This window comes from Streptomyces sp. NPDC058758, from assembly GCF_042746075.1.
Lineage (GTDB): Bacteria > Actinomycetota > Actinomycetes > Streptomycetales > Streptomycetaceae > Streptomyces.
Genome location: NZ_JBHYPS010000033.1, coordinates 71,754 through 91,268, shown reverse-complemented (window position 1 = coordinate 91,268; position 19,515 = coordinate 71,754). Strand labels below are relative to the sequence as shown.

21 protein-coding genes, 1 tRNA gene and 1 pseudogene are annotated in these 19,515 nt (G+C 71.5%); 8 read left to right on the top strand and 15 right to left on the bottom strand.

The window, feature by feature from the left end; all coding sequences use genetic code 11:
* Nucleotides 1-117 precede the first annotated feature (117 nt).
* The 4 genes and pseudogenes from ACFW6A_RS30080 to ACFW6A_RS30065 all read right to left on the bottom strand — a co-directional run bounded on the left by ACFW6A_RS30080 (nucleotide 118) and on the right by ACFW6A_RS30065 (nucleotide 2,657).
* Complete coding sequence (locus ACFW6A_RS30080; protein WP_351843717.1) at nucleotides 118-429, bottom strand: SCO5918 family protein; 312 nt, start codon at nucleotides 427-429, stop codon at nucleotides 118-120.
* 53 nt (nucleotides 430-482) lie between these two features.
* Nucleotides 483-746, bottom strand: a complete 264-nt coding sequence (locus ACFW6A_RS30075) for a CBS domain-containing protein (protein WP_351843719.1) — start codon at nucleotides 744-746, stop codon at nucleotides 483-485.
* A 141-nt stretch (nucleotides 747-887) separates the two neighbouring features.
* Nucleotides 888-2,261 (bottom strand): annotated as a pseudogene (locus ACFW6A_RS30070) (DEAD/DEAH box helicase); the annotation flags it as partial.
* A gap of 192 nt (nucleotides 2,262-2,453) precedes the next feature.
* Nucleotides 2,454-2,657 (bottom strand): cold-shock protein, encoded by a 204-nt coding sequence (locus ACFW6A_RS30065; protein WP_079428392.1) that lies wholly within the window; start codon nucleotides 2,655-2,657, stop codon nucleotides 2,454-2,456.
* Between the two features lie 584 nt (nucleotides 2,658-3,241).
* Between ACFW6A_RS30065 and ACFW6A_RS30060 the strand changes: the two genes are divergently transcribed.
* Nucleotides 3,242-3,604, top strand: a complete 363-nt coding sequence (locus ACFW6A_RS30060; RefSeq protein WP_351843724.1) for a hypothetical protein — start codon at nucleotides 3,242-3,244, stop codon at nucleotides 3,602-3,604.
* A 252-nt stretch (nucleotides 3,605-3,856) separates the two neighbouring features.
* On the opposite strand, the gene ACFW6A_RS30055 is transcribed toward ACFW6A_RS30060, so the two are convergent.
* Complete coding sequence (locus ACFW6A_RS30055) at nucleotides 3,857-4,279, bottom strand: STAS domain-containing protein (RefSeq protein ID WP_351843726.1); 423 nt, start codon at nucleotides 4,277-4,279, stop codon at nucleotides 3,857-3,859.
* 989 nt (nucleotides 4,280-5,268) lie between these two features.
* On the opposite strand from ACFW6A_RS30055, the gene ACFW6A_RS30050 reads away from it, so the two are divergent.
* A complete protein-coding gene (locus tag ACFW6A_RS30050) occupies nucleotides 5,269-5,607 on the top strand; it encodes a MerR family transcriptional regulator (RefSeq protein ID WP_351843729.1) in 339 nt (112 codons plus the stop codon).
* Between the two features lie 528 nt (nucleotides 5,608-6,135).
* Here ACFW6A_RS30050 and ACFW6A_RS30045 read toward each other — a convergent pair.
* The 3 genes from ACFW6A_RS30045 to ACFW6A_RS30035 all read right to left on the bottom strand — a co-directional run bounded on the left by ACFW6A_RS30045 (nucleotide 6,136) and on the right by ACFW6A_RS30035 (nucleotide 7,259).
* The gene (locus ACFW6A_RS30045) at nucleotides 6,136-6,480 is read right to left on the bottom strand and encodes a YciI family protein (RefSeq protein ID WP_351843732.1); all 345 of its coding nucleotides are present in this window, start codon (nucleotides 6,478-6,480) and stop codon (nucleotides 6,136-6,138) included.
* Between the two features lie 138 nt (nucleotides 6,481-6,618).
* Nucleotides 6,619-7,017: a VOC family protein gene (locus tag ACFW6A_RS30040; protein ID WP_351843735.1), complete on the bottom strand. Its 399-nt coding sequence runs from the start codon at nucleotides 7,015-7,017 to the stop codon at nucleotides 6,619-6,621.
* Between the two features lie 56 nt (nucleotides 7,018-7,073).
* A complete protein-coding gene (locus tag ACFW6A_RS30035; protein ID WP_351843737.1) occupies nucleotides 7,074-7,259 on the bottom strand; it encodes a hypothetical protein in 186 nt (61 codons plus the stop codon).
* Nucleotides 7,260-7,365: 106 nt separating this feature from the next.
* Here ACFW6A_RS30035 and ACFW6A_RS30030 point away from each other — a divergent pair, with 106 nt between their 5' ends.
* Entirely contained in the window at nucleotides 7,366-8,019 is a 654-nt protein-coding gene (locus ACFW6A_RS30030; RefSeq protein WP_351843739.1) for a TetR/AcrR family transcriptional regulator, read from the top strand.
* A gap of 340 nt (nucleotides 8,020-8,359) precedes the next feature.
* Here the strand turns inward: ACFW6A_RS30030 and ACFW6A_RS30025 are convergent, their stop codons facing one another.
* The 3 genes from ACFW6A_RS30025 to ACFW6A_RS30015 all read right to left on the bottom strand — a co-directional run bounded on the left by ACFW6A_RS30025 (nucleotide 8,360) and on the right by ACFW6A_RS30015 (nucleotide 10,734).
* Nucleotides 8,360-8,920: a DUF5994 family protein gene (locus tag ACFW6A_RS30025; protein ID WP_351843741.1), complete on the bottom strand. Its 561-nt coding sequence runs from the start codon at nucleotides 8,918-8,920 to the stop codon at nucleotides 8,360-8,362.
* Between the two features lie 188 nt (nucleotides 8,921-9,108).
* Nucleotides 9,109-10,320, bottom strand: coding sequence for a PP2C family protein-serine/threonine phosphatase (locus ACFW6A_RS30020; RefSeq protein WP_351843744.1), 1,212 nt, complete (start codon nucleotides 10,318-10,320; stop codon nucleotides 9,109-9,111).
* 141 nt (nucleotides 10,321-10,461) lie between these two features.
* Nucleotides 10,462-10,734: a hypothetical protein gene (locus tag ACFW6A_RS30015; RefSeq protein WP_351843746.1), complete on the bottom strand. Its 273-nt coding sequence runs from the start codon at nucleotides 10,732-10,734 to the stop codon at nucleotides 10,462-10,464.
* A gap of 228 nt (nucleotides 10,735-10,962) precedes the next feature.
* Between ACFW6A_RS30015 and ACFW6A_RS30010 the strand changes: the two genes are divergently transcribed.
* Together ACFW6A_RS30010 and ACFW6A_RS30005 are read left to right on the top strand one after the other, a co-directional pair.
* Nucleotides 10,963-11,487, top strand: coding sequence for a DUF5994 family protein (locus tag ACFW6A_RS30010; protein ID WP_351843749.1), 525 nt, complete (start codon nucleotides 10,963-10,965; stop codon nucleotides 11,485-11,487).
* A gap of 85 nt (nucleotides 11,488-11,572) precedes the next feature.
* Entirely contained in the window at nucleotides 11,573-12,583 is a 1,011-nt protein-coding gene (locus ACFW6A_RS30005; protein WP_386479091.1) for a quinone oxidoreductase family protein, read from the top strand.
* Between the two features lie 241 nt (nucleotides 12,584-12,824).
* Here the strand turns inward: ACFW6A_RS30005 and ACFW6A_RS30000 are convergent.
* Nucleotides 12,825-12,895: transfer RNA gene (locus tag ACFW6A_RS30000), tRNA-Gly, on the bottom strand.
* A 410-nt stretch (nucleotides 12,896-13,305) separates the two neighbouring features.
* Between ACFW6A_RS30000 and dcd the strand changes: the two genes are divergently transcribed.
* Together dcd and ACFW6A_RS29990 are read left to right on the top strand one after the other, a co-directional pair.
* A complete protein-coding gene (gene dcd / locus ACFW6A_RS29995) occupies nucleotides 13,306-13,881 on the top strand; it encodes a dCTP deaminase (RefSeq protein WP_062754053.1) in 576 nt (191 codons plus the stop codon).
* A 14-nt stretch (nucleotides 13,882-13,895) separates the two neighbouring features.
* The gene (locus tag ACFW6A_RS29990; RefSeq protein ID WP_351843754.1) at nucleotides 13,896-14,393 is read left to right on the top strand and encodes a phosphoribosyltransferase; all 498 of its coding nucleotides are present in this window, start codon (nucleotides 13,896-13,898) and stop codon (nucleotides 14,391-14,393) included.
* Nucleotides 14,394-14,515: 122 nt separating this feature from the next.
* Here the strand turns inward: ACFW6A_RS29990 and ACFW6A_RS29985 are convergent, their stop codons facing one another.
* Nucleotides 14,516-15,364 (bottom strand): Yip1 family protein, encoded by an 849-nt coding sequence (locus tag ACFW6A_RS29985; RefSeq protein WP_351843756.1) that lies wholly within the window; start codon nucleotides 15,362-15,364, stop codon nucleotides 14,516-14,518.
* A gap of 181 nt (nucleotides 15,365-15,545) precedes the next feature.
* Between ACFW6A_RS29985 and ACFW6A_RS29980 the strand changes: the two genes are divergently transcribed.
* Complete coding sequence (locus tag ACFW6A_RS29980; RefSeq protein ID WP_351843758.1) at nucleotides 15,546-16,253, top strand: hypothetical protein; 708 nt, start codon at nucleotides 15,546-15,548, stop codon at nucleotides 16,251-16,253.
* A 128-nt stretch (nucleotides 16,254-16,381) separates the two neighbouring features.
* Here ACFW6A_RS29980 and ACFW6A_RS29975 read toward each other — a convergent pair whose 3' ends face one another.
* The gene (locus ACFW6A_RS29975) at nucleotides 16,382-18,640 is read right to left on the bottom strand and encodes a heterodisulfide reductase-related iron-sulfur binding cluster (protein ID WP_351843760.1); all 2,259 of its coding nucleotides are present in this window, start codon (nucleotides 18,638-18,640) and stop codon (nucleotides 16,382-16,384) included.
* Nucleotides 18,641-18,802: 162 nt separating this feature from the next.
* Nucleotides 18,803-19,324: a sugar transferase gene (locus ACFW6A_RS29970; protein WP_351843762.1), complete on the bottom strand. Its 522-nt coding sequence runs from the start codon at nucleotides 19,322-19,324 to the stop codon at nucleotides 18,803-18,805.
* Between the last annotated feature and the right edge of the window lie 191 nt (nucleotides 19,325-19,515).

Here is a 19,515-nt window from a genome sequence, read left to right as displayed (position 1 = left end):
GTCCGTGTCGCCGGTACCGGCGTCACGGACGGGTGGAGGGAGGACGGGTGGAGGGCGGGCGGGGAGAACCGTCCTCGGCAGGGGGCCGCCGCATCGCCGGCGCGCCTTTTCCGGCCGTCAGGCCGCGGGGGACTCGCCCAGGAGATCGGACGCCCGCCGGACCGGGTCGGCGGCGGCCGGGGAAGAGAGGACGGCCGGACGGGTGCCGCACGTGAAGCCGAGCCGGGACATGGCCCGCAGGACCTCGTCGACGCCGAAGTCGCGACGGTCCTGGCGCGTGACGACCGCGCCGACCTGTTTGGCGGGATAGGTACGGCGGCCGATCGTCACGAACGGGCCGGAGACGGGTTCGGGCACGACGCCCTTCATCGTCTCCAGGACACCGCTCTTCGTCAGCTCGAACGGGAAGCGGGCGATCACGCAACGCATGGGACCTCACAGGGGGAAGGAATGCGGCGGGTGGGCGTTCCCGGCGCGGGCGGTCAGGGGCGGGGGGTGGTGTCCGGCGGGTCGATCTCGCTCAGGCGCACCCGGTCGGTGTACGCGGGACTGGCGCGGAAACCGGCGAGTTGGGCCCGGGTGACGAGCCCGGTGCGCCGGCCGTCGGCGTCACGGATGACCAGGCGTCCGGTACGGGACCCGCTCATGACCGCCAGGGCGACCTCGACGGTCATGTCCGCCCAGACGTGCGGTTCGGCCGCGTCCTGGGTGTACGGGTGGTGGGGTCGTGTCTGTGCAGGTGTCACGAGCGGCTCCTGGTGGAGGGAGGGGGGAAGGTACGGGGAGGGGGCCGGGCGGCGGCGCCCCGCGGTGGCGCGGGGTCCCGGGCGGTCCGGCGGGGGTCGTCCCGGTCCGGAGCGGCCGCTCGCCGGCGGCTAGGTCCCGCGGACGGGGGTGCCCGAGGGGGTCCGGGCGCCCGTGATGCGGTGCAGTTCCGCCTCGCCGGGGCGGATCCGGGTGATCCGGGGCCGGACGCCCGCCGCCGACATGAGGCGGGCGGTGGCGCGACGCTGCTTCGGCGTGACCAGGGTGACGACGCTGCCGGGGTTCCCGGCCCTGGCCGTGCGGCCGCTGCGGTGCAGGTAGTCCTTGGGGTCGGCGGGCGGGTCGACGTTGACGACGAGGTCGAGTCCGTCGACGTGGATGCCCCGGGCGGCGACGCTCGTGGCGACGAGCACCGGCACCTGCCCGCTCCTGAACCGCGCGAGCGCGCGGGTGCGCTGGGGCTGGGACTTGCCGCCGTGCAGCGCGGCGGCGGGCACCCCGCGGGCCAGCAGGTCCCCGGTCAGCCGGTCGACGGCGTGCTGGGTGTCGAGGAACAGGATCACGCGCCCCGTGCGGGCGGCGATCTCGGCGGTCGCGGCCTGCTTGTCGTCGGCGTGGACGTGCAGGACGTGGTGCTCCATCGTGGTGACGGCCCCGGCGGCGGGGTCGACGGAGTGCACGACGGGGTCCGACAGGTAGCGGTCGACGAGTCGGTCGACACTGCGGTCCAGGGTGGCGGAGAAGAGCAGCCGCTGGCCTTCGGCCGGCACCCGGTCGAGGAGGTCGGTGATCTGGGGCGCGAAGCCCATGTCGGTCATCTGGTCCGCCTCGTCCAGGACGGTGACGGAGATCCGGTCCAGCAGACAGTCGCCCCGGACGACGAGGTCCGTGAGCCGGCCCGGGGTGGCGACGACGACCTCGACGCCCTTCCGGAGGGCGTAGGTCTGCCTGCTGAGGGGCGTCCCGCCGACGACCGCGGCCAGCCTCGACCCGACGGCGCGGGCGTACGGCGCGAGCGCGCCGGTCACCTGCTGTGCCAGCTCGCGGGTGGGGACGAGGACGAGGGCGAGGGGGCGCCTGGGTGCGGCCCGCATGCCGGCCGTGCGGGCCGTCACGGCGAGGCCGAAGGCCAGTGTCTTGCCGGAGCCGGTGCGGCCGCGCCCCAGGACGTCTCGGCCCGCGAGCGCGTCCGGAAGGGTCGCGCTCTGGATGGGGAACGGCACGGTGACGCCTTCGGAGGCGAGCGCGGCGATCAGGCGGTCCGGCAGGCCGAGGCCGGCGAACGTCCGGGCGGCCTGCGGCGCGGGCGTGGGCGTGGGCGGCGAAAGGGAGGTGATCTCGTATCGCCCGTGGACGGGTCCGTCGTCACGGCAGGAACGACGACCGGCCGGGTGCGTGCTGTCCATGCGGGTCCTTCCTCGGTGCGCGGCGCATCGAGGGATTTCCGCGGCTGAGGAACGGGGCGAAAAACTTCCCGACGGCTTCGAATTCTGCATGAAAGCCGAACCGCCGGAAAGGGGCCGGAAAGGCGGGATCGGCGGAGGAGCGGAGTGGGGCGGCGGTGAGGGCCGGGCCGTCCTCCGGAGCGATTTATGGAGGGAATCCGGCCGGGAGGTTCCGGGTGACATGCGCAGCAGGGGCCCGCACCCCGAAGGATGCGGGCCCCTGCTGCTGTCCGTGCTTCAGGATCAGACGGAGACGATGTTCTCGGCCGTCGGGCCCTTCTGGCCCTGCGCGATGTCGAAGCTGACCTTCTGGCCCTCCTGCAGCTCGCGGAAGCCCTGGGAGGCGATGTTCGAGTAGTGGGCGAAGACGTCGGGGCCGCCGCCGTCCTGCTCGATGAAGCCGAAGCCCTTTTCCGCGTTGAACCACTTCACGGTACCCGTGCTCATTTTTTCTCCTTCGAGGATCATCGGCGTCCGCGTTGCACGGAAACCAGGTCGCCGTGCCGATTGCCCCGCCGGATGATCCGGAGACGAAAAATAGCGCTCCCGGCGCCTTGAAGGCTGCTGGGGGCACGTGAATTTTCGGGAACCGCAACTGCAACTGATATCGACAGTAGCACGGGATCGTCCTGGAAGACGGCAGAAGCATTCCTGCTCTTTTTGAGCGGTAGTAATCCTCGTCGCGCCGTCTGTCGAATTCTGGTTCCGCGCGGGTAGATTCGGTTTCGCCCTTCACCGTGTCCGTCGCTTCCCCGTGCTTCGCCGCGGAGGGGATGCGTGCCGGCCCGGCCGCCACCGCCACCCCGTCCGAACGCTGGATCCTGACGGCCGGACGGCCGGACGGGCGGACGGGCGGACGGGCGGACGGGCGGACGGGCGGACGGGCGGACGCGCGGACGGGCGGAGCCGGGGAGGAGCGCCGATCGACCGCGAAGGAGGGGCGGCCCTGGCGGTGCGCTCTCCTGCCGGTCCGTCCCCTCTGCGGGAGCGGACCTGTGGACCGGGTGAGGCGGCCCGTAGGATCGGCTCTCATGTCGAAGACTGACGAGCTGCTCGTTGACATCGCCGGTTTGGTGGAGTCCGGGCGGAGCAATCAGATGTCCCTGACCGTCGTCACCGGAGGCGCTGTCATCACGGGGCGGCTGGCCCCTGAGGCGGTGTGGCGTCAGCGGGTCTCGGAGGTCCTGGCGGACTCCGACCACCTGGCCGAGTTCTCCGCCGTCTTCGCCGCCGGAGCGGCGGAGAGGAACGGGCCCCCCACGCATCTGCACTTCCACCTGGCGCGGATCCTCCAGGGCGCGGTCGGGATCCCGGAAACGGGTGGGATGTACCGCGTCTCGATCGCGGACATCAGCGCGTGGACCATGGGGGACGTCCGCTACTCCGACCACTGATCCTCGCGCGAGGCGGATCCGGCCCGCCGGCACCCGAGGGGGGCCGAGCGCCGGCCGGCCGCCGGGGCGAAGACGCCGCCTGAGCGGTCCGGGAAGTCGTGCCGAAGGCGTGGGGCCCGTCGAGAGGGACGGGCCCTACCTTCCCATGTCCGCGTCATGGACCTCAGGGGCGGCGGCGCCGCTTCTCCCCGGGTGGCCGGTGGGCGAGGAGAACCGCCGTGGGCATGGGGCCACGGCCCAGGAGCCCGAACGTCATGACGTGACCGCCGCCGTGGGCGAGCCGGACCGGGCCGGTGGCCGGTCCGCTGCGGCCGCCGCGTTCAGGAGGCGCTGAACGGCCGGGGAGCGATTCGCGAGCCTGAGGCGGCGCCCGTTCCGGGGCCACCAGTCGAGGACGGCCAGGAACCCGGTGTCACAGAAAGTGACCCGTGAGGTGTCCAGGACGAGGCCGGTGTAGCCGTCGTCGGCGGCTGAGGCCAACAGCGCCCGCAACGGTGTGGCGCTGTAGTGGTCGATCTCCCCGGCGAGGTGGACGACCAGAGTGGCGCCGAGGGTGGTGCAGGAGTCGATGACTATGACGCCGGGCGCGGTGTCCGCGCCCGAGTCGTGCACGACGGGAGGGGCGGGGGCGGCGGGAGGCGTCGGCAGTATCGGGGTGGTGGTCGAGGTACTCACATCCCCGTCAACGCTCTCCGCCCGGGGCCGGGGCACGCGCCGTGCGGCTGTTTCACCCCATGTGACCAGTGCCGATGCCCGATAGGAGGGACAGGTTCCACCCTGACGAGGGAGGGGGCGCCCCTGACGTGACCACGGTGTCCAAGGGCGCTGGTGCCACGCGCCGGCCCGGAGAGCGCCGGCCCGGAGAGCCCCGGCCCGGCGCATGCCGGTCCGGGGCGCCCGGTCGCGCCTCCCCGCCTCGACGAACGCGGCTCCTCGTCCGGAGCGGTCGCTTTCGGACGCGACCACAGTCGATAACCTCCCTGCGTGAATCTCAGGAATCTGTATCGGCGAGAGTAGACATTGGTCCTCGGCGCGCATATGGTTTCTGTTGTAACCCCAGGAAGTCAGTAGGGCCGGGCAGAGGTGAACTGCCGGCAAGCAGGATCAGCAGGACAGGTAGGTGCAGTACGCAAGACGGTGCGGCGGTGGAGTTCCGAAGCCGATGATGTTGCAGGACGGCAGCAGGACTGACCGCCGCACCGGGCGACCCGCAGTGATCAGGGGTCGCCGCAGGCGGTCCGCAGTCATGGCAGAGGCGGACTCGCACCCCGCAGTGGCCGGCGGTACGCCGGTGAGCAGTGCCCCGGGTGAAAGGCGTCGGCTGCGGACGCGCGCACCGGGCGGCGGCGCCACCACGGGCCGCAGCGCAGTACCCGCAACACCCTCGTGAAACAGTGCGAACCGATGAAGAAAGGGAGGAGCGGAACGCCATCAGGATCGCCCGGGCGGCGACGTCAGACCCCCGGGTACCGCAGGACATCGACAGCGAGGTGGTCTCCGGTCAGGCAACCGCGATCCCCGCACCCCCGACAGCAGCCAGGTCCGGGATGCGGACATGACGAGTCGGCGCCGTATCAGGGCCGATGGATGGTGTAGCAGTTCCTTCGGGGCCCTGGTGCCGTACGGCACCAGGGCCCCTCGACGCGTGCCCCAGGAAGGTGCCGATGACAGCAGACAACCCCTACGACCGACTCGACGACGACGACTACCCCGCCTACACCATGGGCCGGGCCGCCGAGATGACCGGCACCACGCCCGCCTTCCTCCGCGCCCTGGGCGAACACCGCCTCATCACCCCGCTGCGCTCCGAAGGCGGCCACCGCCGCTACTCCCGCTACCAGCTGCGCATCGCCACCCGCGCCCGCGACCTCGTCGACCAGGGCACCCCCATCGAGGCCGCCTGCCGCATCATCGTCCTCGAGGACCAGCTCGAAGAAGCGCAGCGGATCAACGCCCAATACCGCCGCGCCGCCGAAGGGGCCCCTCCGCCGAACGCGACCTGAACGGCTCCCGGCCCACCGCGCGAGGTGGGCCGCCGCGTGTGCCGAGAGGCGCTGTCGGCCACCTCCAGGGCCAGGCCCTAGAGCCGGTCTGCGGGGAGAGCGAAACGTCGGACCAGGATGCTGCCGCGCACCTCGTCCTCCGCGCCCCCGTGCTGTCCACCGTCGCACCGGACCGACCGCACGCCTGGTCGCGCCCCCCGGCGGGATCACCTCGACCGGCGACAGGCCCGGACAACGACGAAGGCCCCGGTCTCCGACCGGGGCCTTCGTTCACGAGCGGACGACGGGAGCCGAACCCGCGCTATGAGCTCGGGAACTCCCCCCGGCACTTGACCGCGTACACCCCGCCCGGACTGCGGGAACAGCCGTGGCCGGGGGCGACCCCGGCGTCCGGCCGGGCCCTCTGCCGACCGCTGTTCACCGGTTCTCCTGTCACGTTGTGGCACGGCTCTTCGGCCACCCGGCCGCGGCGGGCGACCGCTCCGGCCTGTCGCTCCGAGCCGTACCGGTCAGGCGGATTCGTGCCGGTCAGGCGGATTCGAGGAGCGGGCGGACCTCGACGGTCTCCGGGGTCGGCAGGCTCCTGGCCAGTTCCACGGCTTCCGCGCGGTCGGCGACCTCGACGACGAACCAGCCGCCGAGGGTCTCCTCACCGGCGTGCGCGGGCCCGTCGGTCACCGTCGTCCCGTCGGCCGTGGTGCGCACGGTCGCGGGAGCGGTGTCCTCGGTCTCCAGGGCGTCGCCACCGACCAGTTTCCCGGCCGCGGCGAGGCCGCCGATCCAGCCTTCGTACTCCTTGCGGTAGGCGGCCCGGTCGGCCCGGATCCGGCGGCGCGACTCGTCCGTCTCGAAGATCACCAGTGCGTACTTCATCGGGGCTTCCTCTCCGGCCGCCGTACCGGCGACCGCTGTTGACGTCGGACGGGAAAGGGAGACGGACGGCTCAGGCGGGGCCGTCCGCCGGGGCGACACGGGCGATCTCGGCGGGGGTTCCGGCCATGAGGGTGCGGCTCAGGCGTGTGCGGGGCCGGTCGGGGTGGCCCATTCGACGAACTGGACGATCACGCCGTTGGGGTCGGTGATCTGGAAGAGACGCTCGCCCCAGGTCTCCTCGCGCAGCGGCATGGTGATCTCGACGCCCTCGGCACGCAGTCGCTTCTCCTCCTGCTCGATGCCGGTGGCCGTGAAGGCGAGGATCAGGCCGGAGGCGTGCCGGTCGCGCTGGTCGGCCGGCAGCACCTCGGTACCGCGGGCGAGCAGGACGATGTCCATCGCGGCGTCGTCGCGCGTGAGGGAGGCGAACCCGTCGGCGGCGGCCTGCTCGGCGTAGCCGAGGTGGGTGGTGAAGAACCGCCGGGAGGCGGCGACGTCGTCGACGGTGAGCGAGACGGTGGACGCGGTGATCTGCACGGTGCTTCTCCTGAGGGGTGTCACGGCGGTGGGCTCGGGCTCCGGGTGAGTGCGGGTCAGTAGCCGGAGCGACGCGGCAGGTTGCGGTTCTTCGGGGGGTTCCGCGGGGCCGGCGTCGGGACGGAGCGGCCGGGGCGCCGGCTGCCGAAGGGCGGAGCCGGGACGCGGCCGTCCCGCCGGGCCGGGAGGGCGCCGGTCTTGACGTGGGGGACCTGAAGGGCGACGAGGTGGCGCTCGGGCATGGGCGTATCCGTTCTTCACTCCGCAGGAAACTTGCGACGGACGTAAAATTACATCGAGCGCACCAGGGGAGTCAACATAAAAATGCTACGAGTGTAAGATTGCGTCATGACTACTGACCGAGCCTTGTCCGGCCCCCCTCCCGGCCTGCGGGAATCCAAGAAGCAGGAGACCCGGCAGCTCATCTCCGACGTCGCCACCGGCCTGTTCCTGGCCCAGGGGTTCGAGCGGACCACCATCGCCGAGATCGCCGCGGCCGCGCGGGTGGCGAAGAAGACGGTGACCAACTACTTCCCGCGCAAGGAGGACCTGGCCCTGGACCACCAGGACGCCTTCGCCGCCTCCCTGGCCGAGACGGTGACCGGCCGTCAGGCCGGCGAGTCCGCCCTCTCGGCCCTCCGCCGCGCCTTCACCGACGCGGCCGCGAACGCCGACCCGGTCGCCGGCTTCTCCGGCCCCGACTTCGCCCGCATGGTCGCCGACAGCCCCACCCTCTCCACACGGCTTCGGGACCTGCACGACCTGCGGGAAGCCGCCCTGGCCGACGCCCTGGCCGACGCCACCGGCACCCCCCGCGGAGACATCGCCCCCCGCACCGCCGCCGCCCTGCTCGGCGCGGTGCACCGCACCCTGTTCCAGCGCATCCAGGAACTCACCCTCGCCGGCCAGGACAACGCCCGGATCTCCGCCACCGTCACCGCGGAGGCGGACACCGCCTTCGACCTGCTGGAGCCCTCCCTCGCCCACTACGCCACAGCATGAACCGGGCGCCGCACCCCGCCGCCCCGACACCGCCCGACCGGCGACGACGCACGCGACCCCTCGAGCCGCTAGGAGCACGCGGCCTCTGAACTCCCCGGACGACGACGAAGGCCCAGGTCACTGACCCGGGCCTTCGAAGAAGAGCGGATGACGGGAATCGAACCCGCGCCATAAGCTTGGGAATCACCGGCGCCCGTCTCGATCATCTAGCGCCTGACCTGCGGAAACGCGCCCTTGCGGCGGCTTTCCACCGGTCCGGTGGGCACCCGTTTCGACCGCTGTTCACCGCCACCGAGGGCACGGATGGGGCACGGGTTCGGAGGGCGGGCCGCAGCAGGTGTCATCTCCGCACGCCGTGGGGCAGGTAGATCATGCGTGCCCCGACGACGGGGTGGGGGCGGAGCCTGGGCTGCGGGGAGGCGCCGCCGTCCGTCTCCCAGGCGTCCTCACGTACCCCTGCCTCCCGCAGGAGAAGACCTGTCTCGTGTTCCTCGGACATCAGGGAGCCGGTGGTGCGGCCGTTGCCCGGGGCGGACGCGGCGGCCATCAGGCGCGCGGCGGAGGCGGGTTCGGTTTCCGGGGGGATCACGAGCAGGTCGCAGCGGCCGAGGCTGTACGAGAGCAGGATCATCGTGTCGGGAGCCTGGCCGGCGAACCAGCCCACGTGCACGGCGTAGTCGCCGACGGGGACCTTGCGCAGGGCGACCGGCCAGGGGGCCGGGTTCGCGGTGATGCGCGTGACGCGTCCGAAGCGGTCCCGCAAAGCCTCCACCAGGGGAAGCAGCTCGGTGGCGAGATCGCGGGAATACGGCCACCAGGCGCCGTCCAGCAGGCCGGTCATGGAGGTGTTCGGGGTCAGGGCCAGGCGGGCCTGGCGGGTGGGAGCAGTGGTGCTGGTCATGAGACCGGGACCCGTCCCCGGGGCGCCCGGGGCGCCCCGGCCTAGTGAGCGCCGGGAACGACGTCCGCGTGGGAGCGGGTGTACGAGGTGCTCCCGGTACCTCCAACGTACTCCGCGCCGGAGCCGGACGGGGCGGCGGACCGGGCCGCTCTTCCGGCGGGCGGGGCCGCCGGAAAGCCGGGGCCCCGTCACCCGCGTCCGCGCCACTCGACGAGGACGAGGGTGGCGTCGTCGGTGGTGGCCCCGCCGCGGGCCCTCCTGAGCGTGTGGGAGAGGTCGCGTGCCACGGCCCGTACGTTCCGGTCGGCCCGGTCCAGCCGGTGGACCCGGTCGATCAGCTGTTCCTCGCCGAACTCCTCCTGCCCGCTCTCGTGTTCCTCGATCAGGCCGTCGGTGAAGCAGAGGATCCGGTCCCCGGGTTCGAGCGCCACCTCACTGACCTGCGGCTGGTCTCCGCCGAAGCCGACGGGGAGGGTGGTGGGGCTGTCGAGGCGACGTACGACGCGGTGCTCGCGGATCAGCATGGGGGCGGGGTGTCCGGCGTTGACCCACTGGAGGCGGCCGGTGCCGGTGTCGAGCCGCAGCATCTGGGCGGTGACGAAGTGGTCGGGGGCGAACTGCTCGGCGACGGCCCGGTCCATGAAGAGGTAGATCTCGGAGAGTTCGACGCTGGTGCGGCGGGCGTGCCGGTACGCGCCGATGGCGACGGTCGCCATGGTCGCCGCGTCCAGGCCGTGGCCCATGGCGTCGATCATGGCGAGGTGGAGGACGTCGCCGTTCAGGGCGTAGTCGAAGCTGTCGCCGGCCACGTCGTAGGCGGGTTCCAGGACTCCGGCGACGGCGACGCGGGGCATCGTCATGGCCAGCGGTGGCAGGAGCGACCACTGGATCTCGGCGGCGACGCTCATCGCTTCGCCCCGCCGGGTGCGGAAGAAGAGGTCGGTGTAGCCGTTCTTGGTCCGGATGGTGTCGGCGGCCAGGGCCGCGAGCCTGCGCAGGATGCGGCGGTCGTCGTCGTCGACCGCGTCCAGGGTGACGGCCAGGACTCCGGCCTGGTCGCCACCGTCCAGCAGCGGGACGTGGACGCGTACCCCGTCGGCCACCGGCACCTCGACCGGACGCCAGGTGAGGAAGCACCGGCCGGCCGCCGAACCGTCCAGGGGCAGGGGATCACCGTCCTCCAGCCCGTCCCCGGCGAGGGGGACCAGGTTCTGCTGCCCGTAGTCCTGGAGCAGGATCTGCGCCCCCCGGCCGCCGATCCGGGCGACCGCGGCGGCGAGGGCGGGCCCGACCCGGTCGGGCGGCAGTGCGTGGGCGTGGTCCAGGAGCCCGCCCAGCAGCATCTCCCCGAAGCTCTCCGAGCGGTCGGGGCCCCCGTCCTCGTGCGGTCCGACGGTCATCCGGGGGGCCTCCAGGCGGGCGGCGGGGCAACACCCTGCTCCGGTGCCGACGGGCCGATCCGTCGGCACCGCGGTGCGGCTTCCAGGATGCTCCGCGGCGACCGGGGCCGCCACGCGCGCCCGAGGGCTCCGGCCGCCTGGTCAGGGTTCTTGGGAGTGGGGCCCGGTGCCGCTCGGGGGCCTGCTGGTGGCCAGCCAGGACCGAGCCGGTTCGGCGGTGCGGGCGGTGTCGACGGTGAGGTGGAGGCGGGTGCCTCCGCCGGGGGCGGGGTAGCTGCGCTGCTCGCCGCCGGCGAAGCAGTGGCGGAGGACCTCGGCCACCATCCGGGCGGCGTCCGGGGTGGCGGCGACGATGCGGACTTCGGCGTACCCCGGCGGCGGCAGAACGTCGGGTTCTGGCTCGTTGCGATCCAAGGCGGCATCGTCCTTTCCCGTCGAAGGCCGGGCTGGTCGGGTCTCTGTACGTCCACGGTACGTCCGAAGGTCCGGCGCCGATCGGTTCTGCGGCGGGGAACGGCGCGTCCGCGAGTTCTCCCGGAGTACGGTGAAAGAACGGGGCCGTCGCCCCGCTCACCGGCCCGGCGTCCGCCGTGGCACCGGTCCGGGCGGCAGCGGCACCACCCGGGGACGGACGGACCGACCATGACCGACACGGGCATTCCCCACACGCCCCCGCGCCTCCTGCCGGACGAGATCCACCGGGCCGTCGGACCGGGTACCGCGCTGCTCCGACTGGAGACGACGGGGTCCCGGCAGAGCCTGCTCGACGGGGCCTGGTGGCCGCGCTCACGTGACGTGGAGCGAGAGCTCCCGCCGCTGATCACCGCCCTGACCGAACACCTCGGACCCATCACCCGGGTAGGTCTGGACGCCTCGGCCTGGAACGCCATCCCGACCCGCCTGGTCGTCGACGACCAGGTCGTGCACCTCGACTCCTTCCCCGTCGGCGACGACACCGTCCTGATCACCCGCGGGGACAACGACCACTTCTCCCTCATGGTCGTCCCGCCCGCCACGACGCCCGAGGCCGCCCGCACGGCCATGGCCCGCGCCGTCCACGCCGACAACGTCACCCGGGCCGCCGAGATCCTCCTCGCCGAACTCCCCCACGCCGCAGCCCCGTCGGGCGGTACTTCCCCGGACGACGACGAAGCCCCAGGTCTCTGACCCGGGGCTTCGAAGAAGAGCGGATGACGGGAATCGGATCACCGTCAACGGGGTTGGTGGGGGACGAGCCGATCATTGGAGGGTCATGCGAGCGATTCAGGTGTACGAGGTGGGCGGTCCCGAGGTGCTGCAGGAGGCCGAGGTGGACCAGCCGCGGCCGGGTCCGGGCGAGGCGGTCGTGGAGGTCGCCGCATCCGGGGTCAACTTCCTCGACGTCTACCACCGCGAGGGCCGGTACAGCCTCCCGCTGCCCTTCACCCCGGGCGCCGAGGGCGCCGGCACGGTCGTCGAAGTCGGACCCGGCGTCGCTGACGTCGCAGTCGGGGACCGGGTCGGTTGGGTGGAGATTCCCGGCACGTACGCCGAGCGGGCCGTCGTGGAATCCTCCCGGCTGGTGCCGCTGCCCGACGACATCGACTTCGAGACAGCCGCCGCCGTACTCCTCCAAGGCATGACCGCGCACTATCTCGTCAAGGACGCCTACCCGGTTCAGGGGGGCGACACGGTGCTCGTGCATGCGGCTGCCGGTGGCATGGGGCTGCTCTTGACCCAGCTCATCACCCACCTCGGCGGCAGGGTGATCGGCACGACGTCGACCACGGCGAAGGCCGAGCTGGCGAAGCGTGCCGGGGCCGCCGAGGTGATCCTCTCCTCCGAAGTCGACGATCTCGCAGCCGAGGTGAGGCGGCTCAACGGCGGTCAGGGACTGCCGGTCGTCTTCGACGGCGTCGGCGCGCACACCTTCGATGCGAGCCTCGCCAGCCTGCGAACCCGCGGCCATCTCGTGCTCTTCGGCGCGGCAAGCGGTGCCGTGCCGCCGTTTGATCCGATTCGGCTCGCCCACGGCGGATCGCTGACCCTGATCCGGCCCAGCCTCGGGGACTTCATCGCCGATCGGTCCGAACTGCTCCGACGGGCCGCCGACGTGTTCGAGTGGATGCGCTCCAAGGCGCTTGAGATCACCGTAACGGGCCGCTACGCATTGTCCGAGGCCGCTCAGGCCCACAGCGATCTGGAGGGCCGGCGCACCACCGGCAAGCTGCTCGTCATACCCGATGCGGCCGCGATGGGTCGCCGCGAGGAGACGCAGAGCTGATCGCGGGTGACGAGGTCGGGGCAGACACGTTCTCCAACGAGCTTCAGTCAGTCGTCCCCGTCGGTTTCAGGTGCTCGCCCCACCCTGTGGGGCCTGCCCGCCAAGCTGGCGGGACGGATCGCCCGCCCAGGCCGCTCACGGCGTGCAGTCCGGGCCCTATGGCACGCGAATGGCACGCGGCCCCCTGAGAGGTCGGGACAACGACGAAGGCCCAGGTCACTGACCTGGGCCTTCGTTCACGAGCGGATGACGGGAATCGAACCCGCGCTATAAGCTTGGGAAGCTCATGTTCTACCATTAAACTACATCCGCACAGCGGCCGGATGAGCCAGCCGCATCGTTGCACACTGTACCCCATGTGCAACGGGTGGCGTAGTTCGCCTCTCCTCCGTGGGTCGGAGTGCCGTGTGGAGGGCGCCCTGTTGATCCCCTAATGTGGCCTCTCGTCCAGCATGTGTGTAGGGGAAGGGACTTGATGGGTTCCGTGGAGCGCACCGTCGTCCGCTGTGCCGAAGGGCACGTGTTCAGTACCGCCTCGTTTCCGCTTCAGCAGCTCGGTTCCGGGCGGATCGGGCCCGGGCGGCTCATCCGGTGCCCGCGGTGCGCGCGGTTGAGGCACGCGGTGCCGGTGGAGGTTCAGCAGCGCTGAGCTGGGTGAACCGGGTGGGGCGCGGAGCCGGTCCCGATTGGGGAGGTCCGCGCCCTCTGCGTATCGTGGGGGCGTGCTTCTCTCAGACAAGGACATCCGGGCCGAGATCGATGCCGGGCGGGTGCGCATCGACCCGTACGACGAATCCATGGTGCAGCCGTCGAGCATCGACGTGCGGCTCGACCGCTTCTTCCGGGTGTTCGAGAACCACCGCTACCCGCACATCGACCCCGCGATCGAGCAGCTCGACCTGACGCGCGAGGTGGAGCCGGAGGGCGACGAGGCGTTCATCCTGCACCCGGGCGAGTTCGTGCTCGCGTCGACCTACGAGGTCATCACCCTGCCGGACGACATCGCGTCCCGGCTGGAGGGGAAGAGTTCCCTCGGACGGCTCGGGCTCGTCACGCACTCCACCGCCGGGTTCATCGACCCCGGGTTCTCGGGGCACGTGACGCTGGAGCTGTCGAACCTCGCGACCCTCCCCATCAAGCTCTGGCCGGGGATGAAGATCGGGCAGCTGTGCATGTTCCGGCTGAGCTCGCCCGCCGAGTTCCCCTACGGCAGCGAGCGGTACGGCTCCCGGTACCAGGGGCAGCGGGGGCCGACGGCGTCCCGCTCGTTCATGAACTTCCATCGGACCCAGGTGTGAGGCGGTAGCCGGACATGAGTGAAGTGCGCGAGAACCTGACGTACGAGGGCTTCGGGACGGCCGTCCGCGAGCTGGCCCAGACGATCGCCGACGACGGCTACGAGCCCGACATCATCCTCTCCATCGCGCGCGGCGGCGTCTTCGTCGCCGGCGGTCTGGCCTACGCGCTCGACTGCAAGAACATCCACCTGGTGAACGTGGAGTTCTACACGGGCGTGGGCACCACGCTGGAGATGCCGGTCATGCTGGCGCCGGTCCCGGACGCGATCGACTTCTCCGACAAGAAGGTCCTGATCACCGACGACGTCGCCGACACCGGCAAGACGCTGAAGCTCGTCCACGACTTCTGCGTCGACCACGTCGCCGAGGTCCGCTCCGCCGTCGTCTACGAGAAGTCCCACTCCCTCGTGAAGTGCGAGTACGTGTGGAAGAAGACGGACGAGTGGATCAACTTCCCCTGGTCCGTCGAGCCCCCCGTCGTCAAGCGCGAGGGCCAGGTCCTCGACGCCTGAGCGTCCCCGACGCCTGAGCGACCCCGGGCGGCCTGAGCGTCCCCGGCGCCCGGGCCTCCCCGACGCGCGAGAAGGCCCCCGCCGGTCACGGCGGGGGCCTTCTTCGCGTGCGGCGGCCCCCGTTACAGGGTGCCCAGCTTGATCAGGCTCAGGAGGGCGACCAGCTGGATGGCCGAGGCGCCGAGGGCCTTGGGCCAGGGGAGGTCGTGGGAGCGGCCGACCATGAGGGTGAAGAGGGCGCCGGCCGCGCCCCAGGTCAGCCAGCCGATGATCTGCACCAGGCCGTTGTCGCCGCCGAGGAAGAGGGCGAAGAGGAGGCGGGGGGCGTCCGTGAGGGACATGATCAGCATGGACAGGCCGACCGTGGGCTGCCAGGCGCCGTCGCCGCCGAGCTGGCGGGCGAGGGTGTGGGTGACGGCGCCGAGGATCAGACCGGCGACGACGAAGCCGACGCCCGTCATCAGGACGTACGGGATCGTGCTGGACAGCGTCGCGTTCAGCACCTCCTCGCGGGCCTGGTCGAAGCCGAAGATCGCCAGCAGGCCGTAGAGGAAGGTGACGGTCAGCGCCGGGCCCCAGACCGCGTGGTCGCGCATCCGGAGGAAGGTGTCCGCGGGGCGGAGCACGATGCCGCTCAGGAGGGCCTTCCAGGGCAGGCGGGGGCCGACCGGGACGGGCGGGGCCTGGTAGGCGCCCGCCTGCCCGTAGGGGTCGTCGACGCTGAACATCTGGGTGTGGCCCGGGTTGTTCGCCGCCGCCGCGTGCTGGTGCTGGTGCTGGTGCGATCCGTGCGGGTCGCCGAAGTATTCCGGCTCGCCGTACGGCTGCTGGTGCTGCGGCGGCTGTTGCCGCCACTGCTGCTGCGGGTACGCCTGCGGAGGCGCCTCGTACCCGTACGGCGCCTGCTGCGGTCGATGCTGCTGCTGCGGGGGGCGGTTGTCCCGGCCGCGTCCGTTCCTGAATCCAGCCACGTCAATGAACGTACCCGCTTCCGCGGCGGCCCCGCTCCTTCGGTGCGGAGCTGTGACATCCCCTAGGGGGTCACAGGGTCGCGGGACGGCCGTGCGGTCGCTGTTACAAAACGGACGTATCACCTCAATGTGGGGTCCGTAGCTTCGGTGGGGTCAGCAGTGAAACCCCTGGGAGTTCTCCATGCTTCTGCACCGCCGTGCCCGTGTCCTGCGTACCGCCGCCGTCGCCGCCGGCACCTCCGTCGCCCTCCTCCTCCCGGCCGTCGCCGCCTTCGCCGACGACGGCGCGGGCTCCGCGGAGCCGCGGGCGGCCGTGCGGGACCGGGGTTCCGACTGGCCGCTGGCCGACGGGTCCACCGCGTGGGTGCGGCAGACCGGGGAGGACGCGTACACCGCCGACGTCGTGGGGCGTGACGGGTTCCTGATCGGCAGTCTGACCAGTACGGGGGGACGGCCCGGGTACGGGGAGAACAACGGGCTCCACATCGTCCTCCAGCCCGACGGCACCGTGAGCTCCTGGAAGGAGGACGTCCCGGCGCCCGTCCCGACCCCGAAGCCCGCCCCCACCCCGAAGCCGCAGCCCAAGCCCGCCCCGCACCACCGGAACGCGCAGGTCAAGCTGCCCGACGGCACCGTCGCCACCTTCGCGGAGAGGGCAGGGAACGGGCCGCGCGTCCAGGTCTCGCTCGCCGGCGGCAAGCGGCTCGCCACCGTCGACGCCCGGCACCTCACCGCCCGGCACCGCGGCTGGACCTACAAGCTCGCCGTGCAGCCCGGCCAGCACGCGTACCGCTTCGTCGTCGTCGGCACCCCGAAGCAGGGCGGCGACAGCTGGGTCTACGACCTGAACGGCAGGCTCGTCGCGAAGTACCACGCCCAGAAGCGGTGACCCCGGGCCCCGGACGCGACGAAGGGCCGCCCCCACCAGCGGGTGGGTGCGGCCCTTCTCGTACGCCTGACGCGGCCGGTCGTACGCCCGACGCGGCCGGCCTACGCCTTACGCGGCCGGCCTACGCCCTACGCGACCGGCTCCGGCTCCTCCGCCGGGGCCTCGGGCTCGGGGTCGACCGGGGTCTTCACCGAGTCGAGCAGCAGCTGGGCCACGTCGACGACCTGGAGCGACTCCTTCGCCTTGCCGTCGTTCTTCTTGCCGTTCACGGAGTCCGTGAGCATGACGAGGCAGAACGGGCAGGCGGTGGAGACGATGTCCGGGTTGAGGGACAGGGCCTCGTCGACGCGCTCGGTGTTGATGCGCTTGCCGATCCGCTCCTCCATCCACATCCGCGCGCCGCCGGCGCCGCAGCAGAAGCCGCGCTCCTTGTGGCGGTGCATCTCCTGCTGGCGCAGGCCCGGGACGGCCGACATGATCTCGCGCGGGGGCGTGTAGACCTTGTTGTGGCGGCCCAGGTAGCACGGGTCGTGGTAGGTGATGAGGCCGTCGACCGGGGTCACCGGGATGAGCCTGCCCTCGTCGATGAGGTGCTGGAGCAGCTGGGTGTGGTGGATGACCTCGTACTCGCCGCCCAGCTGCGGGTACTCGTTGGCGATGGTGTTGAAGCAGTGCGGGCAGGTCGAGACGATCTTCTTGGCCGACTTCGGCTTCTTCGTCTCCGGGTCGTCGTCGTCCTCGCCGAACGCCATGTTCAGCATCGCGACGTTCTCCTGGCCGAGCTGCTGGAAGAGCGGCTCGTTGCCCAGGCGGCGGGGGGAGTCACCGGTGCACTTCTCGTCGCCGCCCATGATCGCGAACTTGACGCCCGCGATGTGCAGCAGCTCGGCGAAGGCCTTGGTGGTCTTCTTGGCGCGGTCCTCCAGGGCGCCGGCGCAGCCGACCCAGTAGAGGTAGTCGACCTCGGACAGGTCCTCGACGTCCTTGCCGACGATCGGGACCTCGAAGTCGACCTCCTTGGTCCACTCGACGCGCTGCTTCTTGGCCAGGCCCCAGGGGTTGCCCTTCTTCTCCAGGTTCTTCAGCATCGTGCCGGCCTCCGACGGGAAGGCGGACTCGATCATGACCTGGTAGCGGCGCATGTCGACGATGTGGTCGATGTGCTCGATGTCGACCGGGCACTGCTCGACGCAGGCGCCGCAGGTGGTGCAGGACCACAGGACGTCCGGGTCGATGACGCCGTTCTCCTCGACGGTGCCGATCAGCGGGCGCTCGGCCTCGGCCAGCGCGGCGGCGGGGACGTCCTTGAGCTGCTCGGCGGTCGCCTTCTCGTTGCCCTCCATGTCCTTGCCGCCGCCCGCGAGCAGGTACGGCGCCTTGGCGTGCGCGTGGTCGCGCAGCGACATGATGAGGAGCTTGGGGGAGAGGGGCTTGCCGGTGTTCCAGGCGGGGCACTGCGACTGGCAGCGGCCGCACTCGGTGCAGGTGGAGAAGTCGAGCAGGCCCTTCCAGGAGAACTGCTCGACCTGGGAGACGCCGTAGACGTCGTCCTCGCCCGGGTCCTCGAAGTCGACCGGCTTGCCGCCGGTGGTCATCGGCTGGAGCGCGCCGAGCGCGGTGGCGCCGTCGGCGTTGCGCTTGAACCAGATGTTCGGGAAGCCGAGGAAGCGGTGCCAGGCGACGCCCATGTTGGTGTTCAGCGAGACCACGATCATCCAGATGAACGAGGTGCTGATCTTCACCATGGCGGTGAAGTAGATGAGCGTCTGGAGGGTACCGACCGACAGGCCCTTGAAGGCCAGGACGAGCGGGTACGAGGCGAAGTACGCGGCTTCGTAGCCCTCGACGTGGTGGATCGCGCCCTCCAGGCCGCGGAGCACGTAGATCGCGAGGCCGATGGTGAGGATCACGTACTCGACGAAGTACGCCTGGCCGGCCTTGGAGCCGGCGAAGCGGGACTTGCGGCCGGCGCGCGAGGGCAGGCTCAGCAGGCGGATGACCATCAGCACGGCGATGCCGAGGATCGTCATGACGCCGATGAACTCGATGTAGAGCTCGAAGGGCAGGAAGCCGCCGATGACCGGCAGCGTCCAGTCGGCCTGGAAGAGCTGGCCGAAGGCCTGCGCGAGGGTCGGCGGCAGGGTCAGGAAGCCGACCGCGACGAACCAGTGGGCGAAGCCCACGATGCCCCAGCGGTTCATCCGGGTGTGGCCCAGGAACTCCCGGACCAGGGTGACGCTGCGCTGGTAGGGGTTGTCCGTGCGGGTGCCGGCCGGGACCGGCTGGCCGAGCTTGAAGTAGCGGACGAACTGGCCGATGGCGCGAGCGAGCAGGGCAACGCCGACCACGGTCAGCGTCAGCGACACGATGATCGCGGCGAGTTGCATGACGGGCTCCTCGGGCGGGCCCGGGGAGCGGCGGGGGCGGCCTGTGCTCGCCTCACCCTCACCATCGCCCAGAGCCTACTAAGCGGTAACTTAATTAGTCCGTGCTGAGATTACCGTTTCCGGCCGCCTCTCTGTAGCGGCCCCTGCGGTGATCTGTGTCGCTCAGGCAAGCCTTGCCGCGCGGGCGGAGGCGCGACGGAGACGACGTCGGCGGACTGCTGGAAGCGTACGCGCCAGAACGGCCAGGTCCATGCCGAGCCAGTGGTGGTCCACGTAGTGGAGGTCGAGCAGCTCGCGCTCCTCCCACGGCAGGTCGGAGCGGTCGCTGATCTGCCACGGCCCGGTCAGCCCCGGGCGGACCGAGAGCCGGCGCCGCGCCTCGCCCGTGCACTCCCGGTGGCCGGGGGAGAGCGGGCACGGTCCGACGAGCGACATCTGGCCCCGCACGACGTGCAGCAGCAGCGGCAGCGCGGCCAGCGGACCGCGGGTGCGCAGGGTCAGCATCGTGAAGGGCCGGCCGCCCCGCCCCGCCACCGTGCGGCGGCGCAGGAGGGGGCCCTCCCGGGTGAGCGCGAGGGAGAGGGCGGCCGCGCCGAGCACCGGCGCGAGGAGCAGCAGCAGCGCCGTACCCCCGACCAGGTCGAAGCCGCGCTTGAGGTCGACGCTGCGATGGTCCGCCGTCATGCCCCGGCCCCCTCCGGCTGAGATCATGGGATATTCGTGGGATATGCCTGCTCTGCCTGCTTTGCCCGACAAGGGGCACCAGGACTCTGCCACTTCCTCCGCCCCGCGTCAGGTAACGACGCGCCCCCTGCGTCTCTTTGAGCGAGGAGGAGGGCGAAGAGTTGAGCCCACCCGACTCAGGTCTGTTGACG